The organism is Thermoleptolyngbya oregonensis NK1-22, from assembly GCF_032705245.1.
GTDB classification, from domain to species: Bacteria; Cyanobacteriota; Cyanobacteriia; order Elainellales; family Elainellaceae; genus Thermoleptolyngbya; species Thermoleptolyngbya sichuanensis.
The window spans coordinates 78,769-92,172 of the sequence record NZ_CP053540.1; the positions used below are offsets into that span (position 1 = coordinate 78,769).

Consider the following 13,404-nt stretch of genomic DNA (forward strand, 5'->3'; position numbering starts at 1 on the left):
TGAGAGGGCAGTTGGAAAACCGACCTGAAATCTAGCTTAATCCGCTTGGGGACTCAATCCGAGCCAGTTCTCAGGTTCTTTATCGCATCCTTAAAATTCCAGAAATTCCAGAAAGACCCGACCAATCCCTACACTCAGGACTAACGCGCTTGCAGCTAGCGTTCCAACTCCAATCATCCCTTCTGGGCTAAAACTGCGAGAAGTCACCCAACTGTATCGGTCTTAATCCTTACTCCTTAATAGACTCCGGCAGCATCGGGCGGTTTTCGTAGGGCAGCGGAATGTATTGCACGGTGGGGCGACCCATCGACGGCTGCGGATACAGATCCATCAGGCTGTAGATGATCTTGGGTAGCCCAGCAACGACGTGCAGCCCAAGTTCCTGGGCTTCTTCTACCGAAATCGGGTAGTCGTGCGTCACCTGCCCCGTCGTCAGCGCTTCGATAATGCGGTCAATTCTTTCAGGTTCGATTTTACGCTTGGGCACGCAGTCTTCGAGCAGCGTGCGGACAAACTTTTGCACCTGGCGAATGGCCTTGCGGGCGATGTCAGCGGTCACGATGGTCTGGTCATCGATATCGCTGATGGGCTTGTCTTCCAGCACCTTCAACACGCTGGCAGCAGGCGTGCTGCCCAACTGCGGATCGACCGGGCCCAGCACTGCGTTTTCGTCCATCACGATTTCATCGGCAGCCATCGCCAGCATCGTGCCGCCGCTCATGGCGTAGTGGGGCACAAACACCGTCACCTTGGCCGGATGGCGCACTAGGGCGCGGGCAATTTGCTCGGTCGCCAGCACCAGTCCCCCTGGGGTATGCAAGATCAGGTCGATGGGCACATTGGGTGGGGTCAGCCGGATCGCCCGCAGCACCTGTTCAGAGTCTTCGATGCTGATGAAGCGAGAAACGGGAACGCCTAGAAAACTAATGGATTCCTGGCGGTGGATGAGCAAAATGACCCGACTGCCGCGACTGCGCTCGAACGCCTGGATCGTCATCAGCCGCCGCCGCTCGATTGAAAACCGCTGAATTAAAGGGGAAATGGAAGAGATCAGAAAAAAGACGATTAGAAGATTAACAAGACTCATGGGAGGAAGCTAAGGGGAGCGAGGGAGGTGAAAACTGGAGATTTCGCAGACTGAACGCCAGAACTTGAAAGTCAGACATGTGGATGTCTTCGAGCAATTTGCCATTTCAGGCTGCCATTTCAGACAGTTTGCCAGATAACCGGATGAATTAATTCTCACAGGCTATTTTGTAACGAAGTGGAACCCGGTGCGTGTCTCATCGGTCATAGCGGGGGTGAAAGAAAAAATAAACCTGCCCAGAATCAGCCCTATAGATAGCAGTACAGATAGCAGAACGGATGGCAGCACAGATGGCAGCACAGATGGCAGACGGGCGATCGCCCCACCCCATCACCCAGCCTCATCACTCAGCCTCAAAACTCAGCCTCAAAACTCAGCCCCAGGCTCTTTTACAACCACACGACACCATGAACCCTCTCCATCCGATTTACGAAATTCTGGCTAAAGAAATCGTCGCGGTATCCGACAACCCCCAGTTTCAGCCGCAGGTTGATGCATTTCTGGCTCAGGCAGGCTACACCATTGACCAAATTTTCAACGACCCCACGACGGGCTTTCAGGCATTGGGGCTGAAATCCACCACGCCGGGGAAGCCGCCCGTGCTGGTGTTTCGGCAGACGAACGAACTGTTGGACGATTTGGCCAACCGAGATCCCAATGGGGTTGGGTTTGCCCAGTTTCAAGCAAATCAAGCCGATCTGGAAGACTGGCTGCTAGCCACCTTTGGGGCGACGGGCGTGCGGCCCGATATTATCGGCCACAGCTTGGGCGGCGGCATTGCCCAAATCGCGGCCGCTGAGCTAACGGACTTGGTGGGGGAAATTGTCACGTTCAACTCGCCGGGAACCAGCGGGGCGATCGCCGCTCAGTTCCTCGCCGCAGGCGGCGCAGACAAGACCGTCACCCATTACGTGGTCAAGGGCGATTTTGTGTCGCTGGGCGGGCAGGCGTTTATCAACGGCAAGGTCGTCTTGCAGGCCTACACCGACCCTGCGATTAACCCCATCACCCTGCTCGACAAGCATGGTCAAATCCGCCGTCTGCTCAGCACGCCACCCGCAGGTTACAGCACGACAGACCTCTCCGTCGCCGAACTTAGCAGCCCTACGTTTAGCTTCATTGGCGATTCCGATTTCAACGAGTTTCTGGCAGCGCTCAATTTTGTCAATCCGGGGCTGGCGGCTCAACTGGTATCTCGTGCCAGCGTGGAAGCCCTCCGCACCTCGCCCAACTTCTCCTTTTTGGGGCTGGTGCTGGGCGCACGGGCGGCGCTGGCTCCAGAGCAAGATAATTTTTTGGTGGGCGACGATGCCGACAACACGGCCAACGGCGCAGGCGGCAATGACCAGATCTTTGGCAACGGCGGCAACGACCTGCTGCAAGGCGGCGCAGGCAACGACACGATCTTCGGCGGCGCAGGCAACGACACCTTGCTGGGCAACAATGGCAACGACTCGCTGATTGGCGGCAACGGAGCCGATCAGCTAGTTGGCGGCGCAGGCAGGGATACGCTGATTGGCGGCAACGGGGCCGACACGCTGATTGGCGTGACCCCAGACTCGCAGCGGCCCGGGCGGGGCGAGGTGGATGTTCTCAATGGCGGTAACGGCTCCGATGTATACCTGCTAGGCAACGCCAGGGGCGTGTTTTATGATGACGGCAACCCCAACCAAGCGGGGCTAAACGATTACGCGCTGATTACGGGATTTGGCACGGGCGATCGCCTCCAGCTCAAGAGCAAAGCCGCCGACTATCGCCTACAAAACCTGGGCATCAGCACGCAAATTTTCCTCCGGCAAAGCAGCGGCCCCGACGAACTCATTGCCATTGTGCAAGGCGCACGGCTCAACCTCACGAGCAGCCAGTTCACCTACGTTGCCTAAGGGACAGAAAATCAGGGACGGCGGCGGCCCCGCTTGGGGAGTTGGGTGGAAAGCAGCAGGCAGACCACGCTGACGGCAATGGCGACGAGTAGCGCAATCTTCATGCCTTCGACGGCGGCCAGGCGGGCCACTTCGGGAAGCTGCGCCATCACGGGTTCGGGCAGCACTCTAGCCAGCGCCTCTCGGCGTTCTTGCTTGGAAAAGGTCTGCACCATCCGCTGCAAAGCGGTAATGGCGTTTAGTCGCTGCTCGCTCGAAAGGCTCAGCCCCATGAGTTGCGCGACCTGATCCACCACGTCAATAGAGGCCGAGGTAATCAAAATCGTGCCCAAAATGCCGCGCCCCAGAGAACTGCCCAACTGCTGGCACGGGTTGTAGATTCCGGTTCCTTCGGGTTTTTCCCGCTTTGAGGTGGTAGCGTAGGTGAGCCTGCCAATATAGACCGAAAATAGTCCCGACCCCACGCCCATGAGCATCAGCGCGGGCAGGATGCTGAGGGTCGTCATATCGGGGGCGATCGCCCAATACATCGCCAGCAATCCCACAATCAGCAGCGATAGCCCAATATGCACCAGATACTTGGGAAACAATTGCTGATCGATTTTCAACCGCTTGAGCAGCAGCACCACGACCACTACCATCGTTAGGGTGTAGGGCAAAACGGCGATCGCCGTTTGAAATGGGTTGAGCGGCAGAATGATCGGCAGCGATTGATACAGGTTGAACTGAATGCCAGACGTGACCAGCGTATGCAGCATCGCCGTCAGCAGCCCGTTCACAAACACAGCGTTTCGCAGCAGCCCCACGCGCATCAGCGGAATGCCAGCGGGCTGTTGCTGCTGCTGTCGCTGCCAGACAGCAAAAAAGCCAAGACAAATTACCCCCACCGAAATCAGCGTCGGCACAATTGACACCGCAAAGGGCGGAATCACCAGCCCCGCAATCGAAAAGACCTGCTTGGGCTTCCACCAGCCATATTCCCCCGCCAGCCCCACGCCCAGCAAAATACTGCCAAAGCCCAAAAAGGACACCAACCCGCCCACCCAATCGATCGGAACCTTGCGAGGAACCGAGGTAGAGGGCAAGGTTCTGCCCATCACCAGCACCAGCACAAAGACAATAAGCGACGGGGTAAACGACCAGCGCCAGCCAAAATGAGACGCGATGAAACCGCCCAGCAAGCTCCCCGACAGACCGCCGATAACCGAAGCCAGGATGAATGCAACGGTGGCCTGCTCTTCCTGTTTACCGTCGTAGGCAAAGTCCATAATGCTCCAGGGAGCGCTGACCAAAGGGGTCGCCGCCAGCCCCGTCAGCAGCGAAAAGCTGACCACCCAGAACCCAATCGTGGGGCTGAGAGCCATGGCCACAATGCCGAGGCCATAGAGCAACAGTCCACCCAAAAAGATTCGCTCTCGCCCATAGAACCGACACAGGTTTTCACTCGTCGGCGCAAAGGATGCAGTGACCAGGGAAAACAGCACCAGCGCACTCTGGATATAGCCGATGCTGGTGTTCAACTCCCGCACCAGGAGGGGCATGACGGGCGAAATGACGCTGATGTTGTAGGCAATCAGAAACAACGTCAGCCAGAGCGCCCAAAACTCTTTTTTGCTAAGCGTGATAGATGGATTAGGAGCGTCTGCGTCCATGTCGTATATTCACAGGCGAAGAAATCAGTATAACCATCGAGGAAATCAAGATCGCCTCGGAAGTCATCGCGTGGAATCTTTATTCTGAAACGATTTCATCATTTTCGGCGATCGCCATAGAATTTCATATCATTTCGTCAGTCCAAAATCCAGAACCTATACACACGAGTAGTTTCAGCTTTGCCGAGCTTTCTGAAGGATTATGGGGCATTGTATTGGAGCAGCGTCGTTTTCAGCTTTGCATGAAGATATGGTGCGATCGCAATAAAACCGCCAACCACTCGCTGCGATCGCCCATCTGCTTCAAACCGTAATGCGGTTGAGAGGACTCGTAACCTTATCGCAGGAAAGGTTATGAATCTTCTGAAGGGAGTAACGACTGAAGAGATATTAGTAATTCAGGCAGTTTGTTTTGAATCACATCCCAAACAATATCAAGATCAACCTGATCATAGTCATGAACAATCACATCCCGCATTCCTGTAATTTCTCGCCAGGGAATCTCTGGATATTGTTGGCGAAAGTCCTGAGATAATCGTTTGGCTGCTTTGCCGATGATTGTATTTGATAAAGTATTGCAGAGATTTTTTCGTCATTTATTTGAAGACTGGCACGATCGCAATCAGCGGCATAGCGTATAACTCGTCTGGCTGCTCGTTCAATATCAATTAAGGATTCGTTATCGCGTGGCATAGATAACCTGTGCAGATTCCAGGATGTTTTTGCGTCGCAGCCAGTTCTCACTACGCTCAATCGCTGCTTTAACAATAAAATCGACTTTTCGGTTGAAGATGGTTTGTAGCTCGTCTTTCATTTGCAGTGTTTCAGATAACCCTCGTTCCGCTTCTGGCGCGAAAGTGACTAACACATCAATGTCACTATCAGGACGAAAATCATCTCGCAGAACAGAGCCAAACAAGGCGAACTCGACGATCTGCCAGCGATCGCAAAATTGTTGAATCTGTTCCATCGGCAACTCAATTGTTTTAAGCTTCATAGCAGTTACTATCCCTCGGTCAGATGTCGATAGATATCGAAATAGATATCGAAAATTTCCTAGCTCAACTGCACGACGGCTTGATTTTCGGTGAGGGTGCGGTTGGTGAGCAGGTCATCGACGGTGATGCGGAGGAAGCGATCGCCATCCACCCAGAACTGCACCTTGATGCGATCGCTCCCTGGCGCACCGGGCGGATCGAGGCGGGCGATGCTGCGGGCGCGGTCGGTGTCGTTCAGCGGCTTCACCTGGGCCGTGCCCCCCGTGACGCGGGTGACGAGGCGATCGCCCTCAAAGAAGACTTCCGTCGTGGTGGTATCTGCGCCCAGTTCCCCAATGATTAGCTCAATGCTGGGCTGGTTGTCCATCGACGCGCCGAGGGTTAGCTCGACGGGCTTTTCCATTGGATAGGGCTGTCCCTCGCGGATAATGGGATGCCAGCCGTGGCGACGGTTGCGCCGATCCCAATAGCGCACGCCATAGCTGTGATAGAGATAATCCTTGACCTCCACACCCTGGGCAATTTGCAAGGCTCCGTGGGCGATCGCCTCGAAGGGCTTCTCAGAGCGGATCTTGTCGGCGGGGAAATATTGCCGCACCCAGGCCTGCACGGCGGGAATCTGGGCCGTGCCACCCACCAGCAGCACCGCATCGATGTCGCCGCTTTCCAGTCCCTCGCGTCGTGCCTGCTGAAGCACCTGACTCATCGCGTCGTCCAATCGGTCAAAAAAGCCGTTTGCTTGCAAGATCTCCTGGAGGCGATCGCGGCTCAGGTGTAGCTCCACGCTCTCCAGCGTTTCGTCGTTGAAATAGGCCTCCGCCGCCTCTGGTTGTTCCGAAAGCTGAATCTTTAGCCGTTCTGCCAGCCGCAGCGTCAGCGAAGAAACGGGCAACCCCTGCTCAGTCGCAAAGTGATCCGCCAGCCAGTTGTCAATATCTGCACCGCCCAAGTTTTGTCCCGCCTTGGCCAACACGCGAGCCGTTTTGGACTTTTGCCCCGATTCCGTCAGCGTCTTTTGTCCCCACTTCAACAGCACGCCCAGGGGTTTCGCGCCGCTCGGCGACTTCTCCAGCCGCACCAGCGACAGATCCAGCGTGCCGCCGCCAAAATCTACCACCAGCAGCGTGCTGCCACCCGCCAGCCCATAGCCCAGCGCCGCCGCCGTCGGCTCATCCAGCATCCGTACCTGCTGCACGTTCAGCGATTCACAGGCCCGCGCCAGCCACAGCCGATAGGCCTCGAAACTATCCACGGGTACGGTGAAGACTAGCGTCTCTAGGTCAGGGTCAGTGTGCTGAAGCTGCCCAATCACCTGCGCCAAAAACCACTCGCCCACTTGCTCGAAGCTGACGCTGCGCCCGTCCAGATCCGGCAAAAAGCCCTGAATCTCTGCCCCCACGCCCCGCTTGAAGTTGCGAAAAAAGCGCGGGTCGCGAGACAGATCCAAGCCGCGATCGCGCACCGTTTGTCCTGCAAGCGTCTTGCCCGCCGCCGCATCTTCTATGTACAGCAAGCTAGGCACCAGCGGCGGATTGCCCCCCAGTTGCAGAGAAAGGCGGTCTAGAACAACGGTTTCGGGCTGCTGCGTGGCGGCGTTCCATCGGGCAATGACGGTGTTGCTGGTGCCAAAGTCGATTGCGTAGGGCATTGAGCGAGGGTCAGGAGTTGGGGGTTTGGGATAATGACTCCAAAATTGAGACTACCAATTAAAGAGAGCGAGTGCTAGGGCTTGTGTTGTCTAGCGCAAGCCGTCCTTACAAACCGTCTGCAAAGCCTGCAATTTTTCCTAGCGTGGGGCGATCGCACTCACGAATTCCTTAGACCTCCTGCGTGGCTGGGAGAGAATGTGCCAGTTAGGGCTACCCGATTCTGCAACGGCTCTGTCAAGCTGCCAGAGCTTTGCTTGCAGAGTGCGAAAACTTGCTTCTTGGAAATCGCCCCAAAAATCGCCCCAAAAATCGCCCACATGGTCGTATTGGCAATGTAGAACCTGGCTCTAGCATGGGCAGAAGCTTTGCCTTCAAGCACTTCCACCCCAAAGCCTTGCCTTTGAATTTCGTGAATCCAAAACCATCTCTCGGCTCCGTTTCGTCTAGGCGAGAATCGGGGCTAATCTATGCTTTGCTGGCCTATACCGCGTGGGGATTGCTGCCTATTTACTGGAAAGCGTTTGGTTCTATTTCTTCAATAGAAGTGTTGAGCCACCGCTTTTTCTGGTCGGCGGTGTTTTTGATCAGCGTGCTAATCGCGCAAGATCGGCGGGCAGAGTTGCAGGCCATTGGGCGATCGCCCCGCACGCTGGGCATTTTGCTGATCACGGCGCTGCTGCTAGCGTTTAACTGGGGGCTATATATCTATGGCGTGAATAGCGATCGCGTCGTGGAAACCAGCCTCGGCTATTTTATCAACCCCCTGGTCAGCGTGCTGCTGGGCTTTGTGGTGCTAAAGGAGCGGCTGCACTGGGGACAGCAATTGGCCGTGGCATTAGCGACGCTGGGGGTGATTTATTTTATCTGGCAGCTTGGCACAGTACCCTGGATTGCTCTGTTCCTGGCGTTTTCCTTTGCGCTCTATGGGCTGGTGCGAAAGATTGTCCCCGTTTCGCCCGTGGTTGGGCTGACGATAGAAGCGTTGTGGGTCTCTCCGGCGGCTATCTTATTCATCAGCTTTGGCGACGTAACGGGCACAGGGCATTTTTCTGATAGCCTGGGGCTGATGCTGCTGTTTATGGGCTGCGGCATTGTCACGTCGTTTCCGCTGCTGTGGTTCAACAATGCGGCCAAGCGGCTGCAACTTTCAACGCTGGGTTTCATGCAGTACCTTGCGCCCAGCTTGCAGCTTCTCTTGGGCGTGTTTCTCTATCGCGAACCCTTTACGCCTGCCCATGCGGTCACGTTTGGCTGCATCTGGCTGGCCTTGCTGATTTATTCCGCGACCTCCTGGCTGCGAACTCGAACACAGAGGATATGAGCAATCCTGACCTCCGCATCTGCTTTGTGGGCGACTCGTTTGTGAATGGCACGGGCGACTCGACGCTGCTGGGCTGGACGGGGCGCGTCTGCCAGTTTGCCAGCCAGCGGGGCGTGCCGTTGACCTATTACAACCTCGGCGTGCGGCGAGAAACCAGCGCTGATATCGGCGTGCGCTGGCAGTTTGAGGTGATGGCGCGGCTGCCAGAGGGGTGTGACGGGCGGGTGGTATTTTCCTTTGGGGCAAACGATACGACCTGGGAACAGGGCGGGGTGCGGGTGAAAACGTCGGACTCGCTGCGGCACACGGGCATGATTTTGCTGGTGGCCAAGCGGCAATATCCGGTGCTGATGGTCAGTCCTCCGGCGATCGCCGATGAAGCGCAGAACGAACGCATTGCTGAACTGGTGGGCTATCAGCGGCAAATCTGCGAGGGCTTTGAGATTCCCTACCTGGATGTGTTCACGCCACTGCGGCGATCGCCCGTGTGGATGGCGGAAGTGCGATCGGGCGACGGGGCCCATCCCAATGCAGCAGGCTACGCAGAACTGGCGCAACTGGTACTCAGTTGGCCAGCCTGGTGGAAGCTGGAATAGTGCTGCCAAGCAATTTTTAGCGTTTAATAAAAAAATCACTCAGACCGCGGATTGAGCTTCAGTTTAGCCCCAGGAGAAGCCATGCCCCCCACCGCCAAAGCCCGCTGGACTCGCCAGAACTTTCGTGCCCTGATCCAACAGGAATTGCAACCCAGCCGATTGATTCCCAGTCTCACGGCGGGCATGATTGCAGGTATTTTTCTAGTGGTTTACGCCGTTTCCTTTGGCGCACTAATCTTTTCGGGTGAGCTAACGCCCTTCGTCTCGACGGGCATCGGGCTGGTTTTATTCACTGCGATTACGGTCAGTATTATTGTAGCTTTGGGCAGTTCACTACCTGGAGTGTTGATTATTCCGCAAGACGGCCCGGGCGTGATTCTGTCGCTGCTGATCAGCGCAATGGTGACGAAGCTGTCTGGGTCGGCTACGCCAGCAGCATTGTTTGCAACGGCGGTGATGGCGATCGCCACTACTTCTCTGCTAACAGGCGTGGTCTGCTTTTTGCTAGGAACCTACCGCCTGGGCAACCTGACCCGGTTTGCGCCCTATCCGGTGATTGGCGGCTTTCTCTCAGGCACGGGATATCTAATTGCTCAAAGTGGCTTCAGCCTGCTGAGCGATCGCTTTTTTAGCTTTGCTGAAATCAACATCTTGCTCCAGCCACAACTTTTAATTCGCTGGGTTCCGGGAGTGATTTTCGGCCTGCTTTTGCTCTGGATCTTGCGCCATCGAGATAGCATTTTTATCGTGCCGGGAATGGTGTTTTTTGGATCGCTCATTTTTTATGTATTGCTGTTTCTAACCCAGACCAGTATTGCCGAAGCAAGAGAATACGGATTGTTGCTACCCGAATTTCCACAAGGGGCCCTCTGGCGACCGATTGAGCCGAGCCTACTGTTCCAAGCAAACTGGCAGGCAATCGGAGAACAGCTTCCCCGAATAATCAGCATCATGCTGGTGACGGTCATGATGCTGCTGCTAAATTCTACTGGAATTGAACTGGCAAGCAGACAAGATATTGACCTGAATCAGGAATTACGGGCTGCTGGATTGGGCAATATCCTCGCTGGGTTGGGAGGCGGCATTATTGGATTTCATGGGCTGGGTCTATCCACGCTTTGCAGCGTAAAAATTGGCGCAAAAAGCCGATTTGTTGGAATTTTGGCCGCCCTGGTTTGTGTGGTAATTCTATTTTCTGGCGGACTCGCTGCCCTGATTCCAAAAGCAGTTTTGGGCGGTATGTTGGTGTTTTTGGGCCTCAGCTTTTTGGTGGAATGGGTGTATGATGCATGGTTCAAGCTTTCCAAAGCCGACTATGTTTTGGCGCAAATTATCCTGCTGGTGATTGCGCTGGTCGGCTTTTTGGAAGGCGTGGGGTTGGGGTTAGCCATTGCGATGGTGCTGTTTGTGGTGAACTACAGCCGCACTCGCGTCGCAAAGCATATTTTGTCGGGCACAAATTACCGCAGCCGCGTAGGGCGATCGCCCACCGAGCAGCGCGCCCTTCGCCAGGAAGGTGAACAGCTTTATATTCTTGATCTCCAGGGATTTCTCTTTTTTGGCACCGCAACGACGCTCATCAACCAAATTCAGCAGCGTATCCAGGCAGAGCAATTGGTTTCGCCAAAGTTCGTTGTTTTGAATTTTCAAGCTGTTACAGGACTCGATTCTTCGGCTGTGTTGGGGTTTGAAAAGCTCAAGCAAGTTGCTCAGAGAGAGTCTTTTAACCTATTGTTTACGCACCTTTCTCCTGAGATTGCAGAACAGATTCAGCGGAGCGGCCTGATCCAAGAAGATGACCCGACTTGCCTGATTTTTCCAGACCTGGATCGCGGCGTAGAGTGGTGTGAAAATCAAATTTTGTCTGCCATTTCCTGGCGGCGTAAAAAGTCTTTGCCGCTGGTGTTGCAGATGGAGAACTGGTTTCCCAATTCGCCCCAAATTGCCGAAATTGGCACTTATTTGGAAGAACTGGATTTAGCAGCAGGAGACGCGCTATTTCGTGAGGGCGAAGCCGCGATCGCCCTGTATATTCTCGAATTTGGTCAGGTAACGGTGTGGGCACAGGCAGACCAGCAAGCGACCGCAAAACGCCTGCAAACGCTGGGAGCCGGAAGCTTCGTAGGCGAGATGGAGTTTTTCTCGAACACGGCGCACCAAACTACGGCGATCGCCGACATGCCCAGCACCATCTACCAAATGACCCAGACCGCTCTGACCCACATGCAGGCCGAAAATCCGCAGGGGGCGATCGCCTTTCAAAAAGCAATGAATCAACTGATGGCTGAGCGCCTGTCTCAGGCGTATCAGGAAATTAATCAACTGCTCGATTAGGGTAGTTAGGGATTAAGGGTCAGGTGGCAGAGATCAGGCAGCAGGAGGCAACTACTCCCAACCTGACCCCTACCCCCTGGTTGACTGACAGATCTTTTTCCCTCATCCCCCAACCCCTTCTCCCAAAAAGGGAGAAAGGGAGCCGGAGTTTAGAACTGGGTTTGAAGCCCCTATCCCGCTCTGGGAGAGGGGTTGGGGTGAGGGTGATTCGAGTTTTGTCAGTCAACCAGCCCCTAACCCCTGATCCCTGATCCCTAGACAGGCTTCAGCCCCAGCAGCCCCTCTTCCTTTAGCTTGGGGTCAAAGCGGATGGGTGTTGTCACGCCGCGATCGCCCAGCGCTTTCAGCACTTCTGCCTCGACCCGTCGTGCGACCTGCTTCAGGGTTTTGATTTTGCCCTGGTCGTCGGCGCTGGCATAGTCGGCCTGCTCCTGCGGGGTCATGTGGACTTTGGCATCGATGGGCTGGTTCCAGCGGGCTTCGTCTGCGCCGTTGCCGGGGGGCGTTGCGCCGCTTTCGGCGATCCAGTCGGTGCGGACGGTTTCTAGCAGGGTGCGGCTGGGGCGATCGCACGTCCACCCCTTCACCCAATGGCAGCCCTGCGGCACCCGCACGAGATGTTGCAGCAGGCTGGCGGTGATGTCACGGGAATAGCCGATGTATTGCAAGGTCTGGTCAGCCGCAAAGATGGCGTAGGCTCCTACCTTGCCGTCGAATTCGTGGATAATCTCGCCCTGGTCGTCCAGATAGGGCAAAAAGGGCAGTTCGGCGAGGGTGGGCATGGGCAGGGGGTGGGTGAATCGCTGGGGCTTTGGAGATCCCCCCTAGCCCCCTTAGTAAGGGGGGAACCGGATTCGGGTGTCCTCCTTACCAAAGGGAGGAACCGGATTCGGAAGTCCCCCTTATTAAGGGGAATTTAGGGGGATCTCACATAGACTGCAAACTACGACATTTGCTGGAGATACGCCTGATATCCTACCGCATCGAGCTTCGACTGTTTCTCTAGCACCATATCGCGCAGGCTTTGGCGATAGCGCTGTACCTGGGCCAGCAGGTCGGGCTGTTGGCAGGCGAGAATCTGCACGGCAAGGAGTCCGGCGTTTTGGGCGTTGCCGATCGCCACGGTCGCCACGGGGATTCCGGCGGGCATTTGCACGATGGAATAGAGCGAGTCCAGTCCTTGCAGATGGCGGCTGGGTACGGGAACGCCAATCACAGGCAATGGCGTGAGGGCGGCCACCATTCCCGGCAAATGTGCCGCGCCGCCTGCACCCGCGATGATGACCTTTAGCCCGCGCTCGTGGGCGGTCTGGGCATAATCCACCATGCGCTCTGGGGTGCGGTGGGCGGAGACGATCGCCACTTCGCAGGCAACCTGGAACTGTTCGCAAATGGCGATCGCCCCCTGCATGGTGGGCAAGTCAGAGTCACTGCCCATAATAATGCCCACCGCAGGCGAGGCGGCGGGCAATGGCGTGGATGGTTGTGTCATGTCAAGCAGAAAATGGATTCAACGAGAAACGCAGAGCGCCTTACTCATCGTCCATTAGACCAAAGATCACGGCGCAAAAGGCGAACGCCACCACCAGCGGCATCGGCGACTGGAAGTATACGCCCAGACCTGCCGAAATTACGGCTCCCGCCCAGGCCGCACTCAGCCACAGTCGCTCCTGGGGGCTAAAGCCCTTTTCCGCCTTGATAGACAGCAGCGCCTCTGTGGGAATGGGCAGGGGCATCACGGCGTGGGGCGGAAACGCCCAATATTCCCGACGCTCCTGAAACAGATCCGTCCAACCGTTTTGGAGGCACCATTCTTGAATCCATTCAGTACAGTACTTATTCATAGCCACGGTGGATCGATCGACAAAAGAGGTTAAAAAAGTA

Annotated in this window: 11 protein-coding genes and 1 pseudogene; 4 read left to right on the plus strand and 8 right to left on the minus strand. The window is 55.8% G+C overall.

Translation table 11 applies throughout. From position 1 onward, the window contains the following. Positions 1–229: 229 nt before the first annotated feature. A complete protein-coding gene (locus HNI00_RS00375; protein WP_316789676.1) occupies positions 230–1,087 on the minus strand; it encodes an SDH family Clp fold serine proteinase in 858 nt (285 codons plus the stop codon). Between the two features lie 278 nt (positions 1,088–1,365). Here HNI00_RS00375 and HNI00_RS00380 point away from each other — a divergent pair, with 278 nt between their 5' ends. Further along, a complete protein-coding gene (locus HNI00_RS00380; RefSeq protein ID WP_316789678.1) occupies positions 1,366–2,970 on the plus strand; it encodes a Tle-like phospholipase domain-containing protein in 1,605 nt (534 codons plus the stop codon). Between the two features lie 11 nt (positions 2,971–2,981). Here HNI00_RS00380 and HNI00_RS00385 read toward each other — a convergent pair whose 3' ends face one another. The 4 genes and pseudogenes from HNI00_RS00385 to HNI00_RS00395 form a co-directional block, all read right to left on the minus strand. Next, positions 2,982–4,622 (minus strand): MFS transporter, encoded by a 1,641-nt coding sequence (locus HNI00_RS00385; protein WP_316789681.1) that lies wholly within the window; start codon positions 4,620–4,622, stop codon positions 2,982–2,984. 352 nt (positions 4,623–4,974) lie between these two features. After that, positions 4,975–5,315, minus strand: a pseudogene (locus tag HNI00_RS22025) (HepT-like ribonuclease domain-containing protein). Next, complete coding sequence (locus HNI00_RS00390; protein ID WP_420156263.1) at positions 5,302–5,592, minus strand: nucleotidyltransferase family protein; 291 nt, start codon at positions 5,590–5,592, stop codon at positions 5,302–5,304. Before HNI00_RS00390 ends, HNI00_RS22025 begins: the two are co-directional and overlap by 14 nt. 86 nt (positions 5,593–5,678) lie before the next feature. Next, positions 5,679–7,268, minus strand: a complete 1,590-nt coding sequence (locus tag HNI00_RS00395; RefSeq protein WP_316789685.1) for an Hsp70 family protein — start codon at positions 7,266–7,268, stop codon at positions 5,679–5,681. Between the two features lie 395 nt (positions 7,269–7,663). Here HNI00_RS00395 and rarD point away from each other — a divergent pair, with 395 nt between their 5' ends. The 3 genes from rarD to HNI00_RS00410 all read left to right on the plus strand — a co-directional run bounded on the left by rarD (position 7,664) and on the right by HNI00_RS00410 (position 11,520). After that, a complete protein-coding gene (gene rarD / locus HNI00_RS00400; protein ID WP_316789687.1) occupies positions 7,664–8,590 on the plus strand; it encodes an EamA family transporter RarD in 927 nt (308 codons plus the stop codon). Beyond that, entirely contained in the window at positions 8,587–9,186 is a 600-nt protein-coding gene (locus HNI00_RS00405; RefSeq protein ID WP_316789689.1) for a GDSL-type esterase/lipase family protein, read from the plus strand. Before rarD ends, HNI00_RS00405 begins: the two co-directional genes overlap by 4 nt. 81 nt (positions 9,187–9,267) lie before the next feature. Continuing rightward, positions 9,268–11,520, plus strand: a complete 2,253-nt coding sequence (locus tag HNI00_RS00410) for a SulP family inorganic anion transporter (RefSeq protein ID WP_316789691.1) — start codon at positions 9,268–9,270, stop codon at positions 11,518–11,520. Between the two features lie 254 nt (positions 11,521–11,774). Here the strand turns inward: HNI00_RS00410 and HNI00_RS00415 are convergent, their stop codons facing one another. The 3 genes from HNI00_RS00415 to HNI00_RS00425 form a co-directional block, all read right to left on the minus strand. Further along, positions 11,775–12,302: a GIY-YIG nuclease family protein gene (locus HNI00_RS00415; protein WP_316789694.1), complete on the minus strand. Its 528-nt coding sequence runs from the start codon at positions 12,300–12,302 to the stop codon at positions 11,775–11,777. Between the two features lie 161 nt (positions 12,303–12,463). After that, complete coding sequence (purE, locus tag HNI00_RS00420) at positions 12,464–13,012, minus strand: 5-(carboxyamino)imidazole ribonucleotide mutase (RefSeq protein WP_316789696.1); 549 nt, start codon at positions 13,010–13,012, stop codon at positions 12,464–12,466. A 40-nt stretch (positions 13,013–13,052) separates the two neighbouring features. After that, complete coding sequence (locus HNI00_RS00425) at positions 13,053–13,364, minus strand: slr1957 family protein (RefSeq protein WP_297081077.1); 312 nt, start codon at positions 13,362–13,364, stop codon at positions 13,053–13,055. Positions 13,365–13,404 lie beyond the last annotated feature (40 nt).

Bases quoted from the DNA above. Each gene is read 5' to 3' on its own strand.
- HNI00_RS00395 (WP_316789685.1), bottom strand. From the start codon at position 7,268: ATGCCCTACGCAATCGACTTTGGCACCAGCAACACCGTCATTGCCCGA.
- HNI00_RS00390 (WP_420156263.1), bottom strand. From the start codon at position 5,592: ATGGAACAGATTCAACAATTTTGCGATCGCTGGCAGATCGTCGAGTTC.
- HNI00_RS00375 (WP_316789676.1), bottom strand. From the start codon at position 1,087: ATGAGTCTTGTTAATCTTCTAATCGTCTTTTTTCTGATCTCTTCCATT.
- HNI00_RS00415 (WP_316789694.1), bottom strand. From the start codon at position 12,302: ATGCCCACCCTCGCCGAACTGCCCTTTTTGCCCTATCTGGACGACCAG.
- HNI00_RS00405 (WP_316789689.1), top strand. From the start codon at position 8,587: ATGAGCAATCCTGACCTCCGCATCTGCTTTGTGGGCGACTCGTTTGTG.
- purE (WP_316789696.1), bottom strand. From the start codon at position 13,012: ATGACACAACCATCCACGCCATTGCCCGCCGCCTCGCCTGCGGTGGGC.
- HNI00_RS00410 (WP_316789691.1), top strand. From the start codon at position 9,268: ATGCCCCCCACCGCCAAAGCCCGCTGGACTCGCCAGAACTTTCGTGCC.
- HNI00_RS00385 (WP_316789681.1), bottom strand. From the start codon at position 4,622: ATGGACGCAGACGCTCCTAATCCATCTATCACGCTTAGCAAAAAAGAG.
- HNI00_RS00380 (WP_316789678.1), top strand. From the start codon at position 1,366: ATGGCAGCACAGATGGCAGCACAGATGGCAGACGGGCGATCGCCCCAC.
- HNI00_RS00425 (WP_297081077.1), bottom strand. From the start codon at position 13,364: ATGAATAAGTACTGTACTGAATGGATTCAAGAATGGTGCCTCCAAAAC.